Source organism: Delftia tsuruhatensis, from assembly GCF_903815225.1.
In the GTDB taxonomy this organism is placed as follows: domain Bacteria; phylum Pseudomonadota; class Gammaproteobacteria; order Burkholderiales; family Burkholderiaceae_C; genus Comamonas; species Comamonas tsuruhatensis_A.
Genome location: NZ_LR813084.1, coordinates 3,808,339 through 3,827,581, shown reverse-complemented (window position 1 = coordinate 3,827,581; position 19,243 = coordinate 3,808,339). Strand labels below are relative to the sequence as shown.

The window sequence follows — 19,243 nt, the reverse complement described above, 5'->3', positions numbered from 1 at the left end:
GGATGGGGTGGGTTCAGGGGCGGTAGGGATCGGTGGCGCTGGCCTGGCCGCGCAGCACGGGGGCGTCGGCCGTGCCGGTCATGAACAGGCTGTAGTGGTCCCCAGGCTGCAGCTGAGGCAGGGCGATGGCCGCGCTGGAAGCCTTGCCACAGGAGGCGCTCAACTGGGCGCTGACCGGGTTGATGGAGCGGCTGGCCGAGGTCCCCGGTGCCACCGACTTGAACAGCGCAGGCCCCGAGGTGGCGACCTGCAGCGCGCCTTCGGCGCAGTCCTTGCCCAGGTTGTAGAAGCGCAATTCGGCCTTGAGCGCGTCCTGGCTGCCGCCGGAGTCGTCGATCGCGGTGAAGCGCATGGCGCCACCCTGGTCCTGGCGTGGCACCAGGGTGGTGAAGCTGCCGGGCACCACCTTCATGGGGCCTGCGCTCTTGCCGTCAAGCAGGATGCTGAACGGCGTATCGCCCTTGACGATGGCATAGCTGCTGGCAGGCTTGGCGCCCGACAGGGTCTGCTCGGGGCCGTTGGCGATCTTCACGCGCAGGGCGCCCGCATCGGGATGGACCACGCGCACGAAGGACGAACCCGCGGGCGGGCGCGCCGCATAGAGCTGGGCCAGCGTGCCTTCGGCGTGCGCGGCGGGCAGGGCCGACAGCCCGGCCAGGGCGAGCAGGGCGTGGCGGATGCGGGAGCTGGGGGATGGGCGGGCGAAGGTCATTCCTTGGGTTCCTTGGCGGGGCGCATGCGTGAGTCGAGGTACATGCGCTCCAGTTGCTTGCGGTCGGCCTTGTCGGTCTGGGTCAGCGGAAAGCCGTGGCAGGCCAGCAGCTCCGACGGGATCATGTAGGGCGGCACGCGCCGGGCGAGCAGCTCGCGCCAGCCGGCCAGCTCTTCGGGCAGGGGTTGCATGCCGGGCGGGCCGCTGCGGTCCAGGTCCACGAAGCCGATCATGCGCACGATGAAGCCGTCGGGCCGCCTGAGCGCGACGGCGGCCCCGGCGCGCACGCCCGGCAGGGTGGCCAGCACGGCATCGACCTCGGCCAGCTCGATGCGGTAGCCGTGCATCTTGATCTGGTCGTCGCGCCGGCCATGGAAGGTGACCAGGCCCTGGTCGTCGATCTCGCCGAGGTCGCCCGTGCGGTAGCCGCGCTTGCCCTTGCGTGTGAACATGCGGCTGGCGTGCAGGTCGGGGCGGTTCAGGTAGCCGCGCATCACATGGTCGCCGGCCACGCAGATCTCGCCCTCGTCCAGGAACACATCGGCATAGGGCTTGGCCCGGCCGATGGGAAAGGGCAGGGGGGCGCGGGCGCGCAGCGCGGGGTCGATCTCCACCCAGGTGGTCGAGCAGGTGGCTTCGGTCGGACCGTAGGAGTTGATGATGCGGGCCTGGGGAAAACGGCTCCAGAGCGCTTCGGCCACGGTGGGGGTCAGCGACTCCGCGCCGAAGACGAAGACGCGCAGGTCGGGCAGGTGCTGCTGGTCGAAGTCGGCATCGAGCAGCTGCTGGCGCACGAAGGAGGGCGTGGAGGCCCAGACGTTGACATGGGTACGGGCCAGGTAGGCGGCGAAGGCCTGGCGGTCGGCGATGGTCTCGCGCGCGCACAGCACGCAGGTGCCGCCCGTGATCAGCGCTCCCATCCAGTTGAACAGCGAGAAGTCGAAGCTGAACAGCATCTGGTCCATGAACACCGGGGCCTCGCCCAGGGCCAGGCAGTCGCGTATCCAGCCACCGAACAGGCCCAGGCTTTCGCGTCCGATCTGCACGCCCTTGGGATCGCCCGTGCTGCCCGAGGTGAACATGATGTAGGCCAGCGATTTCTCCTGCAGCGGCTGTGCGGCGATGCCGGTGTCCAGGAAGGCGCCTGCCTGCGCGTCGTAGTGCAGGCCCGCCTGCACCAGGGTGGCGATGCGCGCCATGCGCTCGGGCGGGTTGATCACGTCCACGGGAACGAAGGGCAGGCCCAGGCGCAGGCAGCCGATGATGGCCACGAGAAAGGCGCTCTCCTTGTGCCCGGTGATCAGCACGGGCTCGTCGCGCCGCGCGCCGCGTGCCAGGGCCTGCTGCTCCCATTGCTCCACGGCCCGGGCCAGTTGCTGCCAGCTCAGCGTGCCGGCGGCATCGATGACGGCGGGCCGCTGCGTGTCGGCACCGGTTTCGATGAAGTCGAAGCGGTCAAAGCAAAATCGCATGCGGCCTCCTGGCGGCTGTGTGGATGACGGTGCGCGGACAGTGGGCGCGCATCAGGCCTTGCGCTGCCCGGCCACGTACTGGGCCAGCGCGTGCACGGATTCCAGGTGCAGGTCGATCTCCGAGGGCGGTATCTTGACGCCGAACTCCTTTTCGATGGCCAGCGCCACGTCCACGGCGGACAGCGAGTCCACCAGGCCCGATTCCAGCAGCAGGGTGTCGGGTTCGACCGAAGTCAGGATGATGTTTTCGATGATCTTGGCAATCCGGGTCTCGATCTCGTTCAGGGACATGGTTTTCTCCGTCGGCGGTTTCAGAACTGGAAATACAGGAATCGGGTTTCCTTGTGCAGGTTGACCAGGCACAGGAAGAGCAGGACCAGGGTGGCGGCCGTCCAGGCCGCGTTGGGACGCCAGCGCATCCAGGCGCGCGGCGCCTCCTGCAGCTTGAACATGGCGGGCGAGTGGCGGCCCAGGATCTGGTGGGCATTGGGCGTGAACCAGGCGATGCCCAGCAGCAGCAGCACCAGGGCCAGCTGCATGTGGTGGCCGATGGCCAGGCGCAGGGCATCGCCCGCTGCCAGCCCCCGGACGTGGGACAGCGACTCCAGCGCCTCGACGCCGCGCAGGCCGGCCATGCCCTTGAGCAGCAGCAGGGCATCGCCCACGCCATGGGCCCGGAAGAAGGCCTGGGCCACCAGCACGGCCACGAAGGTGATGGCCACGCTGAGGGCATGGCCCGCCAGGCTGGACTTGCGCGCCGCGGCCGGCTTGCGGCTGACCACGAAGATGCGCCAGGCGTGGTTGACCGAAAGATAGAAGGCGTGCAGCAGGCCGAAGACCAGGTATTGGAAGCCCGCGCCATGCCAGATGCCCGCCAGCCCCATGGTGAACAGCGTGGGCAGCACGATGGTGGCGGCGAAGCCTCCCGGCGAGCGCGCCGCGCTCGACCCCACGGACAGGCCGCGCCTTTCGCGTGCGCGGGAGACGGCCATGGCCACGGGGTAGTAGAGATAGGCCGTCAGGTAGCGCGTCAGCGTCATGTGCCAGCGCGCCCAGAAATCGATGATGCTGGCCGCCTTGTAGGGCGAGTTGAAGTTCAGCGGGAAGCGGATGCCGAACATGCGCGCCAGGCCCAGGGCCATGTCCGAGTAGCCCGAGAAGTCGAAGTACAGCTGCAGCGCATAGCTCACGCTGGCGCCCCAGGCCGCCCAGAACTGCAGCTCGCCCGGCGCGGCGAAGCCTGCATCCGCGTAGGGGGCGATCTCGTCGGCCAGCAGCACCTTCTTGGCCAGGCCGATCACGAACAGCGTGCCGCCCACCGACAGGTTGTCCGCGCGCAAGCGGTAGTTCTCGGGCTGCGCGAACTGCGGCATCATTTCCTTGTGATGCAGGATGGGGCCCGCGATGAGGTGCGGGAAGAAGGTCACGAACAGCACATAGCTCAGCAGGCTGCGTTCCTTGACGATGCCCGAGCGGCAGTCCAGCAGATAGCCGATCTGGGTGAAGGTGAAGAACGAGATGCCCAGCGGCAGGATCAGCTCGTGCATGCCACCCTGCGTCAGCCCCCACTCGCCCAGGAAGTTGAACAGCGTGGCGAAGTACTTGTAGTGGAACAGCGCCGCCAGGTCCGCGCCCACGCCCACGGCGGTCACCAGCGCCTGCCAGCGCGCATGGCCTGCACAGCGCAGGATCAGCAGGCTCACCAGGTAGTTGAAGGCGATGGACAGCGCCAGCAGGGCCACGAACTGCGGGTTCCACCAGCCATAGAAGACGAAGGAGGTCAGGCACAGCCAGAACGCGGCCAGCCGCAGGCTGATGGCGCCGGCCAGGTAGTGGCCCGCCAGCGCGATTGGCAGGAACAGCAGCAGGAAAAGGTAGGAGTTGAACAGCATGTGGCAGTCGGGGTCACGCAGGCGGGGCGGCGGCGGCCATCTCCTGGAGCGCCGCCTTTTCCTCGTCCGTCAGGGGCAGGGACAAGGTGTTTTCCGAGAATTCCCAGATCACCAGCCGCAGGCTGGCCGGCCAGGAGGCGCGGCGCTTGAGCGCGGCCGCCATGGCGCCATTGAACTGGCCGCCATCCATGCTCAGGTTCCAGACCTCGCGGCCCAGCGCACGGCCTAGCTGGGGCGCGAAATTGCTGCGCAGGCCGTTGGAGCTGCCGGCCAGCAGCACCTGCACGGGCGGCGTCTCGTCGAGCAGGCCGCCGCCGCGCAGGGGGGTAATGGCCTGCGGCCTGACCTCGTCGCGCGCGGGCCGCCAGCCCGGGGGCGCATCGCTCAGCCCCGCGAGGGCCAGCAGGTCGCCGGGCAGCAGTTGCGCGGGCCCGGGCGCAGACGCCTCGAACGCCTGGTCGCCGCGCTGACCGCCCAGCAGCGGCAGCGCCGCCCGGGCCACGGCCAGGGCTGCGGCATGCGCGCCCTCGGCATTCATGTGCACATCGGTGCGAAAGAACATGGGCTGCGCCTGGTCTTGCAGGGCAGGACGCAGGTCGGCGAAGGCGATTCCCTCGGTCTGCAGGAACCGCTGCCACTGGTCCAGCCGCTGGCGCATCACGGGCGCCACGGGCAGGCCGCACAGATGGGCGGCCTCGATGCGTGATTTGTCGGGCACGGCCACGACCAGGGTGGCGATGCCCCGGGCCTGCAGCTGCCGGGTCCAGTACCGGACCAGCTGCTGGCGCGCCTCGAACGGTGCGGCCCCCGTGCCGGGCTGCGGTCGCAGGCCGTCGCGATAGAACATCCATTGCGGGCAGCCCAGGGCCACCTGGGGGCCGGTGTCTCCCAGCAGGCGATAGCGCAGCGCGGCCTGGCCTGTTTCCAGCGAGGACTGGGCGGGCAGGCGCAAGGCCTTGTTCAGCGCCGCGCCCGCGCGGCCGTCCAGCCAGGCGGACAGTTGCAGGTCGCCGGCCCTGGGTCCATGCCGCACCAGCGTCCAGCCGCCCCAGGCCAGTCCCGCCAGCAGCAGCGCGCCCCAGATCCAGGCGTTGCGTCGATGGCCTTGCGCCAGAGGATCTCGTTCTGATGGGGCCACGGTCTCAGCCCTTCAGCGCGGCGCGCAGGCGCTCCAGCCATGTCGCGCTGGGCATCAGCGAGGCGTTGTCCCACTGTCCGGCCGCATTGGGGCCGTAGCTGTAGGTGGGCTCGAACATCTGCCATACCAGCACCTGGGGCTTGCGGGCCTTGAAGGCCGGAGACTCCAGGTATTCGAGCAGCATGGTCCATTGGCCGACGTTGCCGGGTTTCCAGTTCAGGGAGACCGGGCGGTCCAGGAGGCTGGAGAGCTTCTGGGGGAAGCCGAAATAGGGCTGGACCATGCTGTGGCCGGTCACGTGCACGGGGGCGGGCTCGTCATCGATCAGGCCCGGTGCCTGGGCCTGGCGGCGCACGGTGTAGACCTCGCGGCCGACCTGCTTGCGTTCGTCGGCGGTGAGGAACAGTTCGGCCAGGTCGCCGTAGCGGCGTTCGGTGACGACATCGCCCAGCGCCATGCCACCACCAGCGCGGCCCGCCAGCTGGGGCACCTCGGCCTGGACCATGCGGGCCGTGGCTTCGGCCGTGGCGTCGGCCGCGGCCTGGGTCCAGTGCTGGTCGGTGCGGTAGAACACGTCCTTGCCGCTTGCACGCACGGCGCGCAGCACGGCCTCGTCGTCGAAGCTGGGGATGCCGGCCGCCTGCAGGGACTGCAGCACCTGCTGGTAGCGGCCCTGGACCTCGCTGCTCATGGCCTTGCCGTCGGGCATCTTGTCGGGATAAAAGCGTACCTTGTCGGGCAGCAGCAGCACCTGCAGCTTGACGCCGCGGGCTGCCAGCAGGTTGCGGGCCTCGCTGATCAGGCGGGTGGACTCGGCGATGCCGGCTCGGTCCACCTGGGTCAGGCTGCCCCAGCCCGGGAAGAGCCAGCCGTCCTTGCCCTTGAGAATGATGGAGGAACTGTCCTGGGCCTGTGCCGCCAGCCCGCCCAGCGCCAGGGCGCAGGCGGCCAGCCCGCGCGCGGCGCGCGCCAGGACTGCGTGCCGCCTGTGCGGGGCCGGGCGCGGTGCTCGGGTCGTGGAATCCATGTTTCTTTTCTCCTTGTCGATGCGGTGATGGCGGGCAGGGCTCAGTAGGACAGGGTCAGCGTCATGAACAGGCCCTTGGCCCGGTCGGCCTGGCCGCCGCCGATGTTGAAGCGGTACTGCATGGACCAGTCCAGATAGGACTGGGCCGTGCTGTAGTGGCTTTCGCGGAACCATTGGCGCAGGCTGACGCCCACGCCGGCGCTGGCGGACCAGCTGCTGCCATTGCCTTGCAGGGCCAGTGTCTGGCCCTGCTGGGCCGCCAGCTGGGCGGCCGTGGGCGTGGCGCCCGGGGCCGCCTGCAGGGAGCGCACCTCGACGCGATTCCTCTGCTTGATCCAGTCGGCGGCGACCACGCCGAAGGGGAAGATCACCAGGCCCTGGCGGATGCCGTCGGCCCGGAAGCTGCGGCCGATGCGGGCCTCGGTGGAGAAGAACCACTGCTCGCGCTTGTAGCGGCCCGAGCCGTCGCCCACCTGGGCGCCGGTGGCCTGGTCGGTCAGCGTGAAGCGCGAGGCCATGCTCTGGTTGGCGTAGCCGGCCTGGCTGTAGCCTTCCATGGTGAACCAGCTGGAGCGGTCCGTGCGCCGTCCCGTGCCCTCGTAGAAGCCGTGGGTGACATAGGCCAGCCAGCCTCCCTGGCCCGCGCCCGCGCTGTACCTGGCCGAGATGGGGTTGCCCAGCGCCGGGCCGGTGGGGTTGAGCGGATCGCGTCCGCTCATCATGCAGCGCAGCTGGGGCGATTCGGGCGTGATGAAGCCCGAGCGCGTGGCCGAGCCCAGGTTGAACTGGCGCTCTATGCCGAAGGTCAGCGCGTACTTGGTGGACGGCGTGAAGCGCATCCCCAGCGAGCCCGTGGTGGTGGGCAGGCCCGAGACACCCCGGTTGTCGGTGGCCTGCACATTGATGGGCAGGCCCGTGCAGGGGTCGATGGCGCTCTGGCCCAGCGTGGTGCCTCCGCCGTCATGCAAGGTGCTGCCCAGCCGCCCGTAGACATCGAAGATGCGGGTGGAAGAGTTGAGGAAGTTGGACGGGCGCCAGTAGGCCTCGGCCGTACCGAAGACCGCATCGCCCGCCTGCGTGAGAATGCCGTCCGAAAACGCCCGCCCGGCAGGCCGCGCACCGCGGTAGCCCATGGACACGATGGCCCCCCATTCGCGCGCGTAGCCGGAGACGGCGCTGCGCGCGTTCTCGCGTTGTCCGGGCGTGAGTTTCGCGGTGCCGGCATCGTCGAGGTCGATGGCTTCCTTGAAGGTGCGAACGGCGGCGCGGCTGTCGCCGGTGCCGGCCAGCGCATAGCCTTCGTCCAGCATGGCGCCCGCGGGCGCCTCGCCCGTGGCACGGGCCGCGCGAAAGTCCTGCAGCGCCAGGGCCGGTTCCCCCCGGCGCGAGTGCAGGTAGCCGCGCTGCATCAGCAACTGGGCATCGTTGGGGGCGAGGGACAGGGATTTGTCCAGCCGCAGCAGTGCCTGGCCCTGCTGCTCGCGGTCGCCCGCGGCCAGCGTGGTGGTCAGCAGCTTTTGCAGCTGGGGATTGTCGGGGTCCTGCTCCACGGCCGTGCGCGCATGGCCGATGGCGGCCTGATAGTCCTGGCGCGCGTAGGCAGCGTAGGCCTGGGCGCTGGGGCCGCCCGCGCCCTGGGCATCGGAGGGCTGCAGCTCGCAGACCGTGCCATAGGGCGTGTCGCGGCAGTCCTGCAGCGGCGGGGGATAGTCGGCCATGGCCAGGGTCTGGGAGGCCGCCCGCGTGTCGGCCACCATGGGCGTGTCCCGTCCGGGGCGCAGGGCATCGGCCTCCTTCAGGCGCCGTGCCACGGATTCGTCCTGCGCCGGCATCGGCGCCAGCAGCGCCCGGGCGCGCGCCGGGTCTCCGGCCGCCAGGGCCGCGTCGACGGCGATCAGGCGCAGGTTGGCGGATTGCTTGTCATCCAGCCAGTCCTGCTTGAGCACGGCGTCGAAATCCTCGTTGGCCTGCGCCGTCTTGCCCTGGCGCTGGCGGATGTAGCCACGCATGCCCAGGGCAGCGGTGTCCTCGTCGTCCTGCTTCAGGGCCTCGTCGGCGGCCTGCTCGGCCTGGGGCAACTGCTCGGCCAGCATGAGCGAGGTGATCAGCAGCAGGCGGTGCGAAGCCGTTGCCGGAGCCAGCGCCACGGCTTCGCGCGCGAAGGGGACGGCCTGGGCCGGATTGTTGGCGATCAGCGCCTGGTAGGCCTTTTGCGCGGGAACGATGGCCTGGCTGCGCTGCAGTGTCTGGCGCCTGGCCACCAGGTCGCTCCTGTTGGGCGCGCCCAGGGCGAGCGCGGCATCCACGGCCTCGATGGCGGCACCCAGCTGCTCCTGCGCCTCGAGCGCTCCGACCCACAGCAAGGCCCATTGGCCCTGGGTGGGATCAAGGCGAAAGGCCTGCTCGGCCTTGCGCGCGCTGTCCGTGTAGTTCTTGCGGTTGTAGTCGTCGTAGGCCTGGGTGGCGATGGGAAAGGCCTTGTTGTAGGCCTCGGAGCCCCGGGGGGCCGCTCCCGGGCCGCCTGCGGCCGTTGTCGCGCGCACGTTCTCCTCCGCCTGTTTGAGCGTGGCCTCGTCCAGCCCCGCGGCGCGCGCCGAGGCAATGGCCTTGAGTGCTTCCTCGGACTTGCCCTGCTTTTGCAGCGAGTACACCAGCAGCATGCGCAGGCGCAGCAGGTCGGGCCGCAGGCGGATGGCCGACGCGGCTGCGGTGGCGGCGCGCGCGAAGCGGCCGGCTTCATAGTGGGCGTAGGCCTGGTTGGCCAGTTGCCAGGCACGGCCCTTGAGCGGGGCCTCGGCGGTGGTGGCGGGCAGCGCCTGTGTCCAGGCCGGCGGCGTGCTCCAGCACGCGCCCAGCAGGGCGACCAGAGTCAGCGGGCGAAGGAGGGGAGCGAAAGGCTTCATATGCCGGCCCTTGGTGTGTTGGTGCCTGCGCCCGGGACAGGGTCCTCGGCCAGAGGGGCGGGGGCCGTGCTCTCCCCCTGCTGGAAGCTGATGGCCTCGCGCAGCGTGGCCTCGTCGAGCCAGCCCTGTTCCATGAGGATGGAGCCCAGGGGGCGGCGTTCACGCCGCTGTATCTCCAGCGCGCGGGCCAGCCGCTCTTCGTCGATGGCCTGCCAGGACAGCAGCAGTTCACCCAGCCGCTGGCGCTGGTGGGACAACTGGTCGGCCGACGGGAAGTCGTGCATGGTCTTGTCCCAGGCCAGGCGCTTGCCGGTGACCAGGTGGATGATGAACAGCTTCCAGGCACGTGCCGCCGCCATGGCATTGATGAAGTTGCCGATGACCATGCGCGGAATCGCCAGCAGCGCATGTTCCCAGCCGTACAGGCGCGAGACGAACCAGGAGCGCTGCACCACGCGCAGCAGCAGGGCCACGACATTGACGCTCATCAGCGTCACCAGCCAGCCATTGGGCGCGAACAGCGAGGGGTAGTAGACGGTCCACCAGCCCATGTGGTCGGCCAGCAGGAAAAGCAGGAAGTTCAGCAGCAGCACGTAGGCGAGGATGGCCACGAAGGAGGTCACCAGCCCCTTGCGGTCGCGAAACAGCAGGTACTTGGTGGACAGCGGCCCCGCCCAGCCCACCTGGGACCAGCCCTGCAGGCCGATGCCCAGCGTCCAGCGCGCCTTCTGGCGGTAGGCGGTCTTGAAGGTGTTGGGAAAGAACTCGCGTATGCCCAGCGGCATGGTCAGCGTGGAGACCCTCTCCCTGCCCAGGCCGAACAGGGGCTTGCGCCGCACCACATAGTCCACGGGGAACTTCCCGAAGATCTGCTTCATGCCGCGCCGTGCCAGGCGCGCACCGATGTCGTAGTCCTCGGTCAGCGTGTCGGTGTTGAAGGGCTGGTTGTGGGTCTCGGCCGCCAGTTCCTCCAGCGCCTTGCGTGAAAAGCAGGTGCCCACGCCGGCCGAGGGTACCATGCGGGACATGCTTTCGCGCACCACCAGGTCCTTGGTGTGCCATTCGGCAAACTCGTCCATGTAGGTGCCCGCCACCAGTTCGTACCACTCGCGTTCCAGCGAAGTCACGGGCAGCTGGATGAAGTCCATGCGCGGCAGCAGGTAGTTGTAGTACTTGAGCTCGAGCGGGTGCAGCACGTCTTCGCTGTCGTGCAGGATGACGCCGGCAAAGGGCTCCGGCTGCTGCGCGTTCTGCCGGAAGATGGCCTGCACGATCCAGTTGAGGCAGTCTGCCTTGCAGGTGGGGCCGTCATGGGGGACCTCCACGCGCACGAGCTGGCGGTAGCGCCTGCGCATGCGCTCCACCTCGTTCCTGGTGCGGTCGTCGTTGCGGTAGGTACCCACGAAGATCATGTAGTTCTTGTAGTCCAGCGTGCCCACCATGCTCTCCAGCATGGGGGCGATCACGTCGTACTCCAGCCAGGCCGGCACCATGATGGCCAGCGGCTTTTCCTCGACCTCCATCAGTTGCTGGGCCTTGAGCGGCTGGTAGCGCCGCTTCACGGTCAGCGCGCGCCAGGCCTCGCGCGTCCAGTACCAGGCATCGATGAACAGGTCATCGATGCTGGACAGCAGGATGATGACCGCCACCACGGCGCTGACGATCTCCAGCGCGTGGTAGTAGTCGGCCACCAAGTAGGGCCAGTACAGGGAAGAGATCATGGCGATCGCCTCATGCCCATCCTCTTTCGGGCATCCACGCTCACTGGCTGGACTGCTTGCTGCGCGCCACGGCCCAGGCCAGCACCACCAGCAGCAGCACGACCAGCAGCGCGATGGCGACGCCGGGCACGCTCCAGGACAGGAAGCTGCGCCAGCCGTGGAAGGCGCTGTCGCCCGGACCGGGCACCATGCTGGCCTCGGGGTTGCTGCTGTCCACCCACGCCAGAGGGCCTTCGGCGCCGATCACGGCGATGTTGCCTCGGTTCAGCAGGAATGGCTCTCCCAACCCGCCACTCCACTCGCCGATCGCATGCCACAGCACGCCATGCTGGCCACCTGCCGCCACCACTTCCGCCGAGGACAACTGCCTGAGGCCCGTGATGTCCAGCCAGTCCACGGACTTGCCGCGGATGCGCAACTGCTTGCCATCCGTCACGCTCACCAGGGGCTTGGCGCCATCGACCGCCACCTCCATGGCGACGAAGGGCATGGAGGGTTTGGCGGGCGCATCGGCCCGGGCCACCACCAGCTCGGCCTGCGAGGCTGAAAGGCCGCTGGCGGCCGCCAGGTCGGCGATGCGCTCCAGCGCGCCGGGCGCAGCGGCGAGGTAGCTGGCAGGCACCATCAGCTGGGCCTTGGCGCCCAGCAGCGGCAGCAGTCCGACGAAGCTGCCATCGGGCTCCGGCTTGCCGGGGGTGACATAGCTGATGGTGGGCAGCACGCTGGCAGGGTAGGCCTGGGGAATCTCGTTGCAGTCGGCGGAGTAGGGCTGGCGCTGCACCGAGACACGCAAGGTGTTGTTGATGCCCAGCGCATAGCCGGGCACGCGGGCGCGCAGGCGTTCGGGCTGGCCGTTGGCCTCCAGCTGCCTGGCGGACAGCAGCATGCCGTTCCAGAACAGCGTGGCCACGGGGCGGGTGGCCGAGGCGCCCGGCGCGGCGGCCACATACAGCGTGATCTCTGCGGGCATCTGCCCCTGCGAGGCCACCGCGCTGAGCGGGAAGTTCACCGTCCAGTCGCCGCGTGTGAGCACGTCGAAGCTCTCGCCCGTGCCGCCCAGGCTGGACAGGCGGATGCCCTTGGCGCCGTCCCACTGCGGCGGCTGGGCGGCGGCCACCGTCACCTTGTCGCTGACCAGCAGGCGCTGCATGGCGGCTTCCTGCAGGCCGGCCACGCGCGCGCCGGCGTCGGCGGCCACGGCGAGCACCGTCTGGCGGCCCATGGGGAGGGCGCGCAACTGCTGGGAGGGCAATGGCTCGGACGCCAGCGGCGCGCGCTGGCCACGCCATTGCTGCAGTGCCTGGCCGGCGTCGGCATCGGAGGACAGCTGGCCCTGCAAGGCCGCGAATGCGGCGGCCAGCCGTTGCTGCAAGGCCTTGTCGGCCACGACCACGTCCCCGCTGACCTGGGCCGCGCCCAGCACGATCAGCGCGCCCAGCTCGGCGTCATTGGCCAGCTTGTGCTGCGCCCCGGCGCCTCGTAGCGCGGCAAAGGCGGGAACGGCCGCCAGGGCCGCAGGGATCTCCAGGCCGCGCAGATCGACGGCCTCACCCACGGCGGGCAGGGCATGCACCGCCATGCGCTTGCTGCTGCGCTGAAGGCTCGCACCTATGCGCCATGCGCTGTCGAACGAGGCCTGTTCCAGCTGTCTGCCAGCCACGAGCACGGTGGTGTTGACAGGCAGGGTGCTCCAGACGTCCTCGATGCTGCGCACGTCGCGCGGGTCCACGCGGTAGCTCAGCCGTGTCTGCGGCGAGATGGTCAGGGAGTTGGCCTGGGAATGGTTCTCGTCGCAGCGTTGCTGGCCGTTGCGGCTGTGCCAGTTCACGCCCAGGCGCACGAAGTTGGTGGTGCGCGCCGGTTGCGTGACCGCCAGCGTGCGTTGCAGCGTGCCCTCGCCGTCGGGCACGACCTGCGAGACGGCCGGCGTGCCGTTGATGGACAGCACCATCGACGAGGTGCCCGGTTCGCCCTTCAGGTAGCGTCCCTCGAAGGCAATGCCCGCGTCGGCCAGCGCAATGCCATGGGGAACGGGCAGGTAGAAGTCCTGGGCCGCGGTGCCGGCCAGTACCACGGGGTCGGCAATGCCCAGCTCCTTGAGCGTGACGCTGCGTCGAAGACCATCGCCGGCACCCAGCTGGCGGATGGCATCGCCCACCGCGGAGGCGCAGGCGTCTTGCGTGAGCAGGGCCCCCAGGCCCAGCAGCGTGCCCAGCACCCAGCGGGCGCCGGGCCTGGAGAACGAATGGCGGATGATCGGTTGCATGGTGGGCCCCTTTTTCTCTTTTCTGTGCTCGATTCGGTACCGCGCGGCATGGCTGGCGCGGCGCTGCATTCCCGCTTCAGGCGGGCGCCATGCCTTGCACCATGGCGGCCATGGCACCCGTGTGTCCGGCGGCGAACTCATCGAACGGCCGGCCCAGCAATGCCTGCACGATGCGCCGTGACGCATGGCCATCGCCATAGGGGTTGACCCGTCGCGCGAAGGATGCGTGGTACGCGGCATCACCCAGCAGCCGGTCCACTTCGGCAAAGATGCGCTGGCGCTGCGTGCCCACCAGCAAGACGGTGCCGGCGGACACCGCCTCGGGCCGCTCGGTCACGTCGCGCATCACCAGCACGGGCTTGCCCAGATAGGGCGCCTCTTCCTGCACGCCGCCGGAATCGGTGAGGATGATGTGGGCGTGTTGCATGAACCAGACGAAGTCCACGTAGTCCAGCGGATCGATCAGGCGGATGTTGTCCATGCCGCCCAGCGTGCGCATCACCACCTCGCGCACGGCGGGATTGAAGTGCACCGGGTAGACGATGAGCAGTTCGGGATGGCACCTGGCCAGATCGGCCAGCGCCGCGCAGATGTTCTGGAAGCCCTCGCCGAAGTTCTCTCGCCGGTGGCCCGTGACCAGCAGCATGGGGCGCTGCGGCTGCACCCAGGGGTAGCGGGCGGCGATGGCGCTTGCCAGCGCGGGCTCGGTCTCCAGGCGCCGGCACAGCGTGGCCAGTGCATCGATGACCGTGTTGCCCGTGACGGCGATGCGGCCCTGCAGGTTCTCCCGCAGCAGATTGGCGCGCGACGTCGGCGTGGGGGCGAACATCCACTGGCTGACCACGTCCACCACGCGCCGGTTCATCTCCTCCGGGAAGGGCTGGGCCAGGTCTCCCGTGCGCAGGCCGGCTTCCACATGGCCGACCGGAATGCGCCGATGAAAGGCCGCCAGCGCGCAGGCCGTGGCCGTGCTGGTGTCACCGTGCACGAGCACCTGGTCGGGCCTTTCCTGCTCCAGCACGGCATCGGCGCCGGCCACCACGCGGGAGAACAGGCCGTTGAGCGTCTGGCTGGGTTGCATCACGGCCAGATCGTGCTGCGGCTTCAGTCCGAACAGGTCCATCACCTGGTCCAGCATCTGCCGGTGCTGGCCGGTCACGCAGACCACGCTTTCCACGCCGGGCGTGCCCGCCAACGCCGTCACCAGCGGTGCCATCTTGATGGCTTCGGGACGCGTCCCGAAAAACGAAACAATCTTCATGCCAACCCCTTGTGCCTTTTTTCTGTTGCTCTGTGCCTGCCCGTGAGCGTCTTCTCATCCGGACGCAGGACGCAGCGGGCCGCAAGGCGGTTTGGAATATAAGCCGGCGGGTTGACTTTTTCGATCGAGTCGATGGGTTTGATTGAAAACTATCGTCAATTGATCGGAATTGACAGAAGTTAAGAGGAGTTGAAGGATTTCTGTGACCTTGTTTTCCATTTGAAACCTCCGTCATACACATGCTTGCAAGCCATGTGGGGCCGGCCCTGTCTGTGCACTGCATGGCGACGGTTGCAGAAAGCCGCAGGCCCGGGTGATTTGTTGCACCTAGTACAGCACTGAAACACGGGTTTGCTTGTCAGACACCTGCGTATTGCAGAACCTGCAGTGGTCCGGCGCCACGGCAGGGGAGCCCTGCAGGCGGGCATGCCGTTGCCTGGTGGCGCGGTTTCTCGGAGCTGGGGGCAAAGTCCGGCATGGAACAGGCCATGCTGCATGGGCCTGTCGGCGGTCTTGAAAAGAGAACGGGCCCCATGGGGCCCGACTGGTGTGTGGCGGAGAGGGCGGGATTCGAACCCGCGGTGGGGATTAGCCCACACACGCTTTCCAGGCGTGCGACTTAAACCGCTCATCCACCTCTCCGAAGCCGGCGATTGTAGCAGGGTTTTTGGATTGATTTGAGTGGATGCGCACCGACCCGTACCTGGGGGCCTTGCCGGGGCAGCATCGGCCTGCCTCATCGCTCGACAGGCGCAATCCGCGTTGCCAGCGCTGCGGCGCAGGCCGCGCAGGCCAGCGCCACCACGCCAGTCCACCCCCAGCGCGCCAGGGCCACTGCCCCCAAGGCCGAGCCCAGGGCCATGCCGATGAAGACGCCTGTGAACAGCAGCGCATTGAGCCGGCTGCGTGCGGCGGGCTCCAGACCATAGACCAGGGTCTGGTGCGCCACCAGGGCGGCCTGGATACCGAAATCGAAGCCTATGGCGCTGACCACCAGCAAGGGTAACTGGGCACTGGCCGGAAGCCGGGGTGACAGTGCCAGCAGGGCAAATGAGGCCAGGGCCAGGCCGACGCCCAGGCAGGTCACACGCTGCGGTCCCTTGCGGTCGGCCAGGCGGCCTGCCAGCGGCGCGGCCAGGGCGCCCGCAGCGCCGGCCAGGCCCAGGGAGCCGGCGGCGGCGCTTCCCAGGTGGAACTGGCTGTGCAGCATCACGGCCAGCGTGGACCAGAAGGCGCTGAAGGCCACGGACAACAGGCCTTGTGCCAACGCGGCGCGGCGCAGTGCGGGCTGATCGAGCCACAGTTGCACCATGGATCCCAGCAGCGCACCGTAGCCCAGCTGCGTGGTGGGACGAAAGCCTGGCAGCCCGCGCCACAGCGCCACGCCGAGCAAGGCCATGGCGGCAGCGGCCAGCAGGTAGACGCTGCGCCAGCCCGCGTGCTCGGCCAGCAGGCCGCTGGCCACGCGTGACAGCAGGATGCCCAGCAGCAGTCCCGTCATCACCGTCCCCACCACCTTGCCGCGCTGGTGGTCGGGCGCGAGCGTGGCGGCGGCAGGCACCACATCCTGGGCCAGGGTGGCCGCCAGCCCCACGGCCAGGCTGGCCGCCAGCAGTGGCGCCAGGCCGGGGGCCAGCCCGCTGGCCAGCAGCGCCAGCATCAGGGCTGCGGTCTTGGCCAGGATGATGCGCCTGCGGTCCATGCGGTCGCCCAGCGGGGCCAGCAGCAGGATGCCCAGCGCATAGCCCAGCTGGGTCAGCGTGGGGACGAAGCCCACGGCGCGTTCACTCGCGCCCAGGTCCGGGCCCAGCACGCCCAGCATGGGCTGGCTGTAGTAGAGCGAAGCCACGCCCACGCCCGCCGTGGTGGCCAACAGCCACACGAGCGGCGCGGGCACGCCTGCTGCCTGCCCGCCGGCTGCCGGTTGCATATGCGTAGATTGAATGGAAGACATGATGAGACGCCTGCGAGGCGCATTGGAAAAACGATGGCTGTAGTGTGGTGCGATGCAGCAAGACACGGTAGTGGCTGTGCCCACAGAATCGATATACGCTTGGCGTATGAGCAATGCAGACTTTTCCCTGCCTTCGGGCACAGACCGCATCGAACTGCTGCAGACCTTTGTGCGCATCGTGGAAAGCGGCAGTCTTTCGGCGGCCGCGCAGCAGATGGCGACGACCCAGCCCACGGTCAGCCGGCGGCTTCAGGCGCTGGAGCGTGCGCTGGGGCTGCGCCTGCTCAGGCGTTCCACCCATGCCATGGCGCTCACGGAGGACGGCGAGCGTTGTCTGGCCCATGCGCGCGAGCTGCTCGGCGCCTGGCAGGCGCTGGAGACCGACCTGCAGGGCGCCCAGGACACTCCACGCGGACTGCTGCGCGTGGTGGCACCCCATGCCTTCGGCCAGGACCAGCTGATGGCGCCGCTGCTGGCCTTCCTGGATCGCTACCCTGGCGTCAGAGTCGAATGGCTGCTGCACGACCGCCAGCCCGACTTCATCGCCGAGGGCATCGACTGCGCCGTGCAGGTCGGTGCGGTGGTCGACCCTTCGGTGATCGCCCTGCGCGTGGCCGAAGTGCCGCGCATCGCCGTGGCGGCGCCGCAACTGCTGGGGCAGGGCGCCATTCCCCGGCATCCGCGCGAGCTACAGGCCTTGCCTTGGCTGGCGCTGCGCACCTTCTACCAGCGCGAACTGGAACTCTACCGCGCGGACGCTGCGCGGCAGCCGTCAGAGTCCTGGCGGTTGCAGTTCGACCCCCGGATGAGCACGGACAGCCTGTACGCGTTGCGCAATGCCGCATTGGGCGGGCTGGGCGCGGCACTGGTCTCGGCCTGGATCGTGCGCGAGGATCTGGCTGCAGGTCGCCTCGTACAACTGGCACCCGGCTGGCAGGCGTCCCCGTTGCCCGTGCACCTGGTCTATCCCCCTGTGCGCCACCCGCCCGCACGCCTGCGCGCCTTCATCGATGCCATGCGGGAGGTCATGCCTGGCCTTACCGGCATGCGGGCCCCGCTGCGCTGAAGCGCATGCAGGCGTGCGGCTGCCTCGTTGCGGCGGCACATCCACGCCGGCGCGTGGCACCTTCGCCATGGGTGCATGCAGTCCACGTCCGCAGGCTGCCTGCAGCAGGCGGACGCCATCTACTCGGCTGCTTTCTTCAGCGACTCCTTGGCGTTTTCCGCCGACTGCCTTGAGCGCTTCTTGTGGTAATCGGACTTGACGTTGTTCACCGCCTTGCCCACGGGGCCACTGTCCTTGGCCCTGGCTTCGGCGCGCTTTTCCTGCACCTTGTGGTCTGCGGCGTCGGCTGCCTCGGAGGCGGCCTTGGCGACCTGGGCGTGCAGGGGCGGCAGGCCCGCTGTGAAGGCGAAGACAACGGCGGTGGCGGTCAGCAGCTTTTTCATCGATGGGCTTCCTGTGATGCGATGGCAGCATCGTGCCCCGGTCGAGGCGGCTGGACCTGTAGGCGCAGGCCGGAGTTGGGCGCGGGCGAGGCTGCGTGCCTGGCGCAGGGCTTCCGACGGCAGCTTGCCTGCGTGTCCGACACGGCGGGGCCCGGACAGCCCCTAGCCTTGCATGGACTTGCCATCCACATCGAGAAAGGACGCTCCATGATCACTGCCGAACCGACCATGACCCACCTCTTCGACCAGCTGGGCCTGGATTCCAGTCCCGAGGCCATCCAGCGCTTCATCGAGACCCACCGCCTGGACAAGGGCACCTTGCTGGTCGAGGCGCCTTTCTGGAGCGATGCGCAGCGCGCATTGTTTTCCCAGCAATGGCAGGCGGACGCGGCCTGGGCCATCGTCGTCGACCAGCTCAGCGAGGCGCTGCATGCCGATCCCGCAGCCCTGCCGGTTGCCGATGGACCGGGGCAGGAGGCCCGCCCCTGATGTCCTTGTGAGCGAAGGCGGGTCAGGCCGGCGCCCGCGACCCGGCTCAGATGCCCGCCTTTTCGAACAGGCGGCGCAGGACCTGCATGGGCAGGAATCTCACCTTGCGCCGTTTCAGTTCTCGCCGGAAGAGGCGCTCTCTTTCAATGAAGTTGATCTTGGGTTTCATCTCGTCGTTGGTGCGTTGTGCGAACGCGCCAATCTAACGGTGAACACGGTCCGCGCTGTAACACCGTGTCAGGGGTGCCGGGTCGCTGCGCTGGCCCTCACCGGGTTGTGGCCAGCCCGTCGAAGGTCGTGCTCGACACCCAGTCGATGATTTGCGCATGCGTGTACTGGCCCGACTCCTTGAGCAGGGCCACCACCGGATCGCAGGCCCGTGCGAACAGCGTGTAAAGCACCAGTTCGGGAGGGAGCGTGGCCTGCAGCTGCCCGCTGGTCTGGGCCTCGGTGATCCAGATGCTGAGCCGGTTGCTCAAGGCGATCAACCGGTCCATGTAGGCATCGTTGGATTGCAGCGAGGCGCTCAGGTTGGAGTTTTGCGCGGGCAGCGAAGGCATTTCACCCTCCAGCTGTGTCTGCATGGCCCAGCGCGTCACGGCCTTGAGCTGCTCCAGCGGGCCCTGGGGCGCCCCGGCCTCGGCCGCGCGGGAGGCCTCGTCTCGCAAACCGTCCACGAAGGCCAGTGCGCGGTCCAGCACGCCGACCATGGCGGCCCCCGCGAGTTCTTCCTTGGAGGTGAACAGCTTGTAGAGGCTGGCCTTGGCCATGCCTGCCTCGGCCGCGACCTCGTCCACCGTCATCGCGTCGTAGCCCTTGGTGGCCAGCAGCCGGTTGACGGCTGTGACGATGGCCTGCTCGCGCACACGCTGTATCTGTTCTTTGATCGAGGAGCGACTTGTCATAGCGATATTTTAGACGTGCCAGGTCATATTTGATACCTCATGGTGCAAATTTGG

16 protein-coding genes and 1 tRNA gene are annotated in these 19,243 nt (G+C 68.7%); 2 read left to right on the top strand and 15 right to left on the bottom strand.

Annotated elements, in window-relative coordinates; genetic code table 11:
* Window positions 1-13: 13 nt before the first annotated feature.
* The 12 genes from L1Z78_RS17365 to L1Z78_RS17310 all read right to left on the bottom strand — a co-directional run bounded on the left by L1Z78_RS17365 (window position 14) and on the right by L1Z78_RS17310 (window position 16,346).
* Window positions 14-712, bottom strand: coding sequence for an alginate O-acetyltransferase AlgF (locus tag L1Z78_RS17365; RefSeq protein WP_234637633.1), 699 nt, complete (start codon window positions 710-712; stop codon window positions 14-16).
* Window positions 709-2,184: an AMP-binding protein gene (locus tag L1Z78_RS17360; RefSeq protein ID WP_234637632.1), complete on the bottom strand. Its 1,476-nt coding sequence runs from the start codon at window positions 2,182-2,184 to the stop codon at window positions 709-711. Before L1Z78_RS17360 ends, L1Z78_RS17365 begins: the two co-directional genes overlap by 4 nt.
* A 51-nt stretch (window positions 2,185-2,235) precedes the next feature.
* A complete protein-coding gene (locus tag L1Z78_RS17355; RefSeq protein ID WP_234637631.1) occupies window positions 2,236-2,475 on the bottom strand; it encodes an acyl carrier protein in 240 nt (79 codons plus the stop codon).
* A gap of 20 nt (window positions 2,476-2,495) precedes the next feature.
* Window positions 2,496-4,076, bottom strand: coding sequence for an MBOAT family O-acyltransferase (locus L1Z78_RS17350; protein ID WP_234637630.1), 1,581 nt, complete (start codon window positions 4,074-4,076; stop codon window positions 2,496-2,498).
* A gap of 13 nt (window positions 4,077-4,089) precedes the next feature.
* Window positions 4,090-5,214, bottom strand: a complete 1,125-nt coding sequence (locus L1Z78_RS17345; RefSeq protein WP_234637629.1) for an alginate O-acetyltransferase AlgX-related protein — start codon at window positions 5,212-5,214, stop codon at window positions 4,090-4,092.
* A gap of 4 nt (window positions 5,215-5,218) precedes the next feature.
* Entirely contained in the window at window positions 5,219-6,241 is a 1,023-nt protein-coding gene (locus L1Z78_RS17340) for an alginate O-acetyltransferase AlgX-related protein (protein ID WP_234637628.1), read from the bottom strand.
* A gap of 41 nt (window positions 6,242-6,282) precedes the next feature.
* Window positions 6,283-9,144 (bottom strand): NfrA family protein, encoded by a 2,862-nt coding sequence (locus L1Z78_RS17335; RefSeq protein ID WP_234637627.1) that lies wholly within the window; start codon window positions 9,142-9,144, stop codon window positions 6,283-6,285.
* Window positions 9,141-10,865: a glycosyl transferase family protein gene (locus L1Z78_RS17330; protein ID WP_234637626.1), complete on the bottom strand. Its 1,725-nt coding sequence runs from the start codon at window positions 10,863-10,865 to the stop codon at window positions 9,141-9,143. Before L1Z78_RS17330 ends, L1Z78_RS17335 begins: the two co-directional genes overlap by 4 nt.
* 40 nt (window positions 10,866-10,905) lie before the next feature.
* Window positions 10,906-13,131 (bottom strand): cellulose biosynthesis cyclic di-GMP-binding regulatory protein BcsB, encoded by a 2,226-nt coding sequence (locus L1Z78_RS17325; RefSeq protein ID WP_234637625.1) that lies wholly within the window; start codon window positions 13,129-13,131, stop codon window positions 10,906-10,908.
* A 76-nt stretch (window positions 13,132-13,207) separates the two neighbouring features.
* The gene (wecB, locus tag L1Z78_RS17320) at window positions 13,208-14,392 is read right to left on the bottom strand and encodes a non-hydrolyzing UDP-N-acetylglucosamine 2-epimerase (protein WP_234637624.1); all 1,185 of its coding nucleotides are present in this window, start codon (window positions 14,390-14,392) and stop codon (window positions 13,208-13,210) included.
* A gap of 552 nt (window positions 14,393-14,944) precedes the next feature.
* Window positions 14,945-15,034, bottom strand: a tRNA-Ser gene (locus L1Z78_RS17315).
* Window positions 15,035-15,128: 94 nt separating this feature from the next.
* Window positions 15,129-16,346: an MFS transporter gene (locus L1Z78_RS17310; protein ID WP_234637623.1), complete on the bottom strand. Its 1,218-nt coding sequence runs from the start codon at window positions 16,344-16,346 to the stop codon at window positions 15,129-15,131.
* Between the two features lie 106 nt (window positions 16,347-16,452).
* Here L1Z78_RS17310 and L1Z78_RS17305 point away from each other — a divergent pair, with 106 nt between their 5' ends.
* Window positions 16,453-17,412, top strand: coding sequence for a LysR family transcriptional regulator (locus tag L1Z78_RS17305; RefSeq protein ID WP_234637622.1), 960 nt, complete (start codon window positions 16,453-16,455; stop codon window positions 17,410-17,412).
* Window positions 17,413-17,531: 119 nt separating this feature from the next.
* Here L1Z78_RS17305 and L1Z78_RS17300 read toward each other — a convergent pair whose 3' ends face one another.
* A complete protein-coding gene (locus L1Z78_RS17300; RefSeq protein WP_234637621.1) occupies window positions 17,532-17,795 on the bottom strand; it encodes a hypothetical protein in 264 nt (87 codons plus the stop codon).
* Between the two features lie 207 nt (window positions 17,796-18,002).
* Between L1Z78_RS17300 and L1Z78_RS17295 the strand changes: the two genes are divergently transcribed.
* A complete protein-coding gene (locus L1Z78_RS17295) occupies window positions 18,003-18,284 on the top strand; it encodes a DUF2789 domain-containing protein (RefSeq protein ID WP_234637620.1) in 282 nt (93 codons plus the stop codon).
* A gap of 46 nt (window positions 18,285-18,330) precedes the next feature.
* Here L1Z78_RS17295 and L1Z78_RS27985 read toward each other — a convergent pair whose 3' ends face one another.
* Together L1Z78_RS27985 and L1Z78_RS17290 are read right to left on the bottom strand one after the other, a co-directional pair.
* The gene (locus tag L1Z78_RS27985; RefSeq protein ID WP_267966982.1) at window positions 18,331-18,453 is read right to left on the bottom strand and encodes a hypothetical protein; all 123 of its coding nucleotides are present in this window, start codon (window positions 18,451-18,453) and stop codon (window positions 18,331-18,333) included.
* Between the two features lie 97 nt (window positions 18,454-18,550).
* Complete coding sequence (locus L1Z78_RS17290; RefSeq protein ID WP_234637619.1) at window positions 18,551-19,189, bottom strand: TetR/AcrR family transcriptional regulator; 639 nt, start codon at window positions 19,187-19,189, stop codon at window positions 18,551-18,553.
* Window positions 19,190-19,243 lie beyond the last annotated feature (54 nt).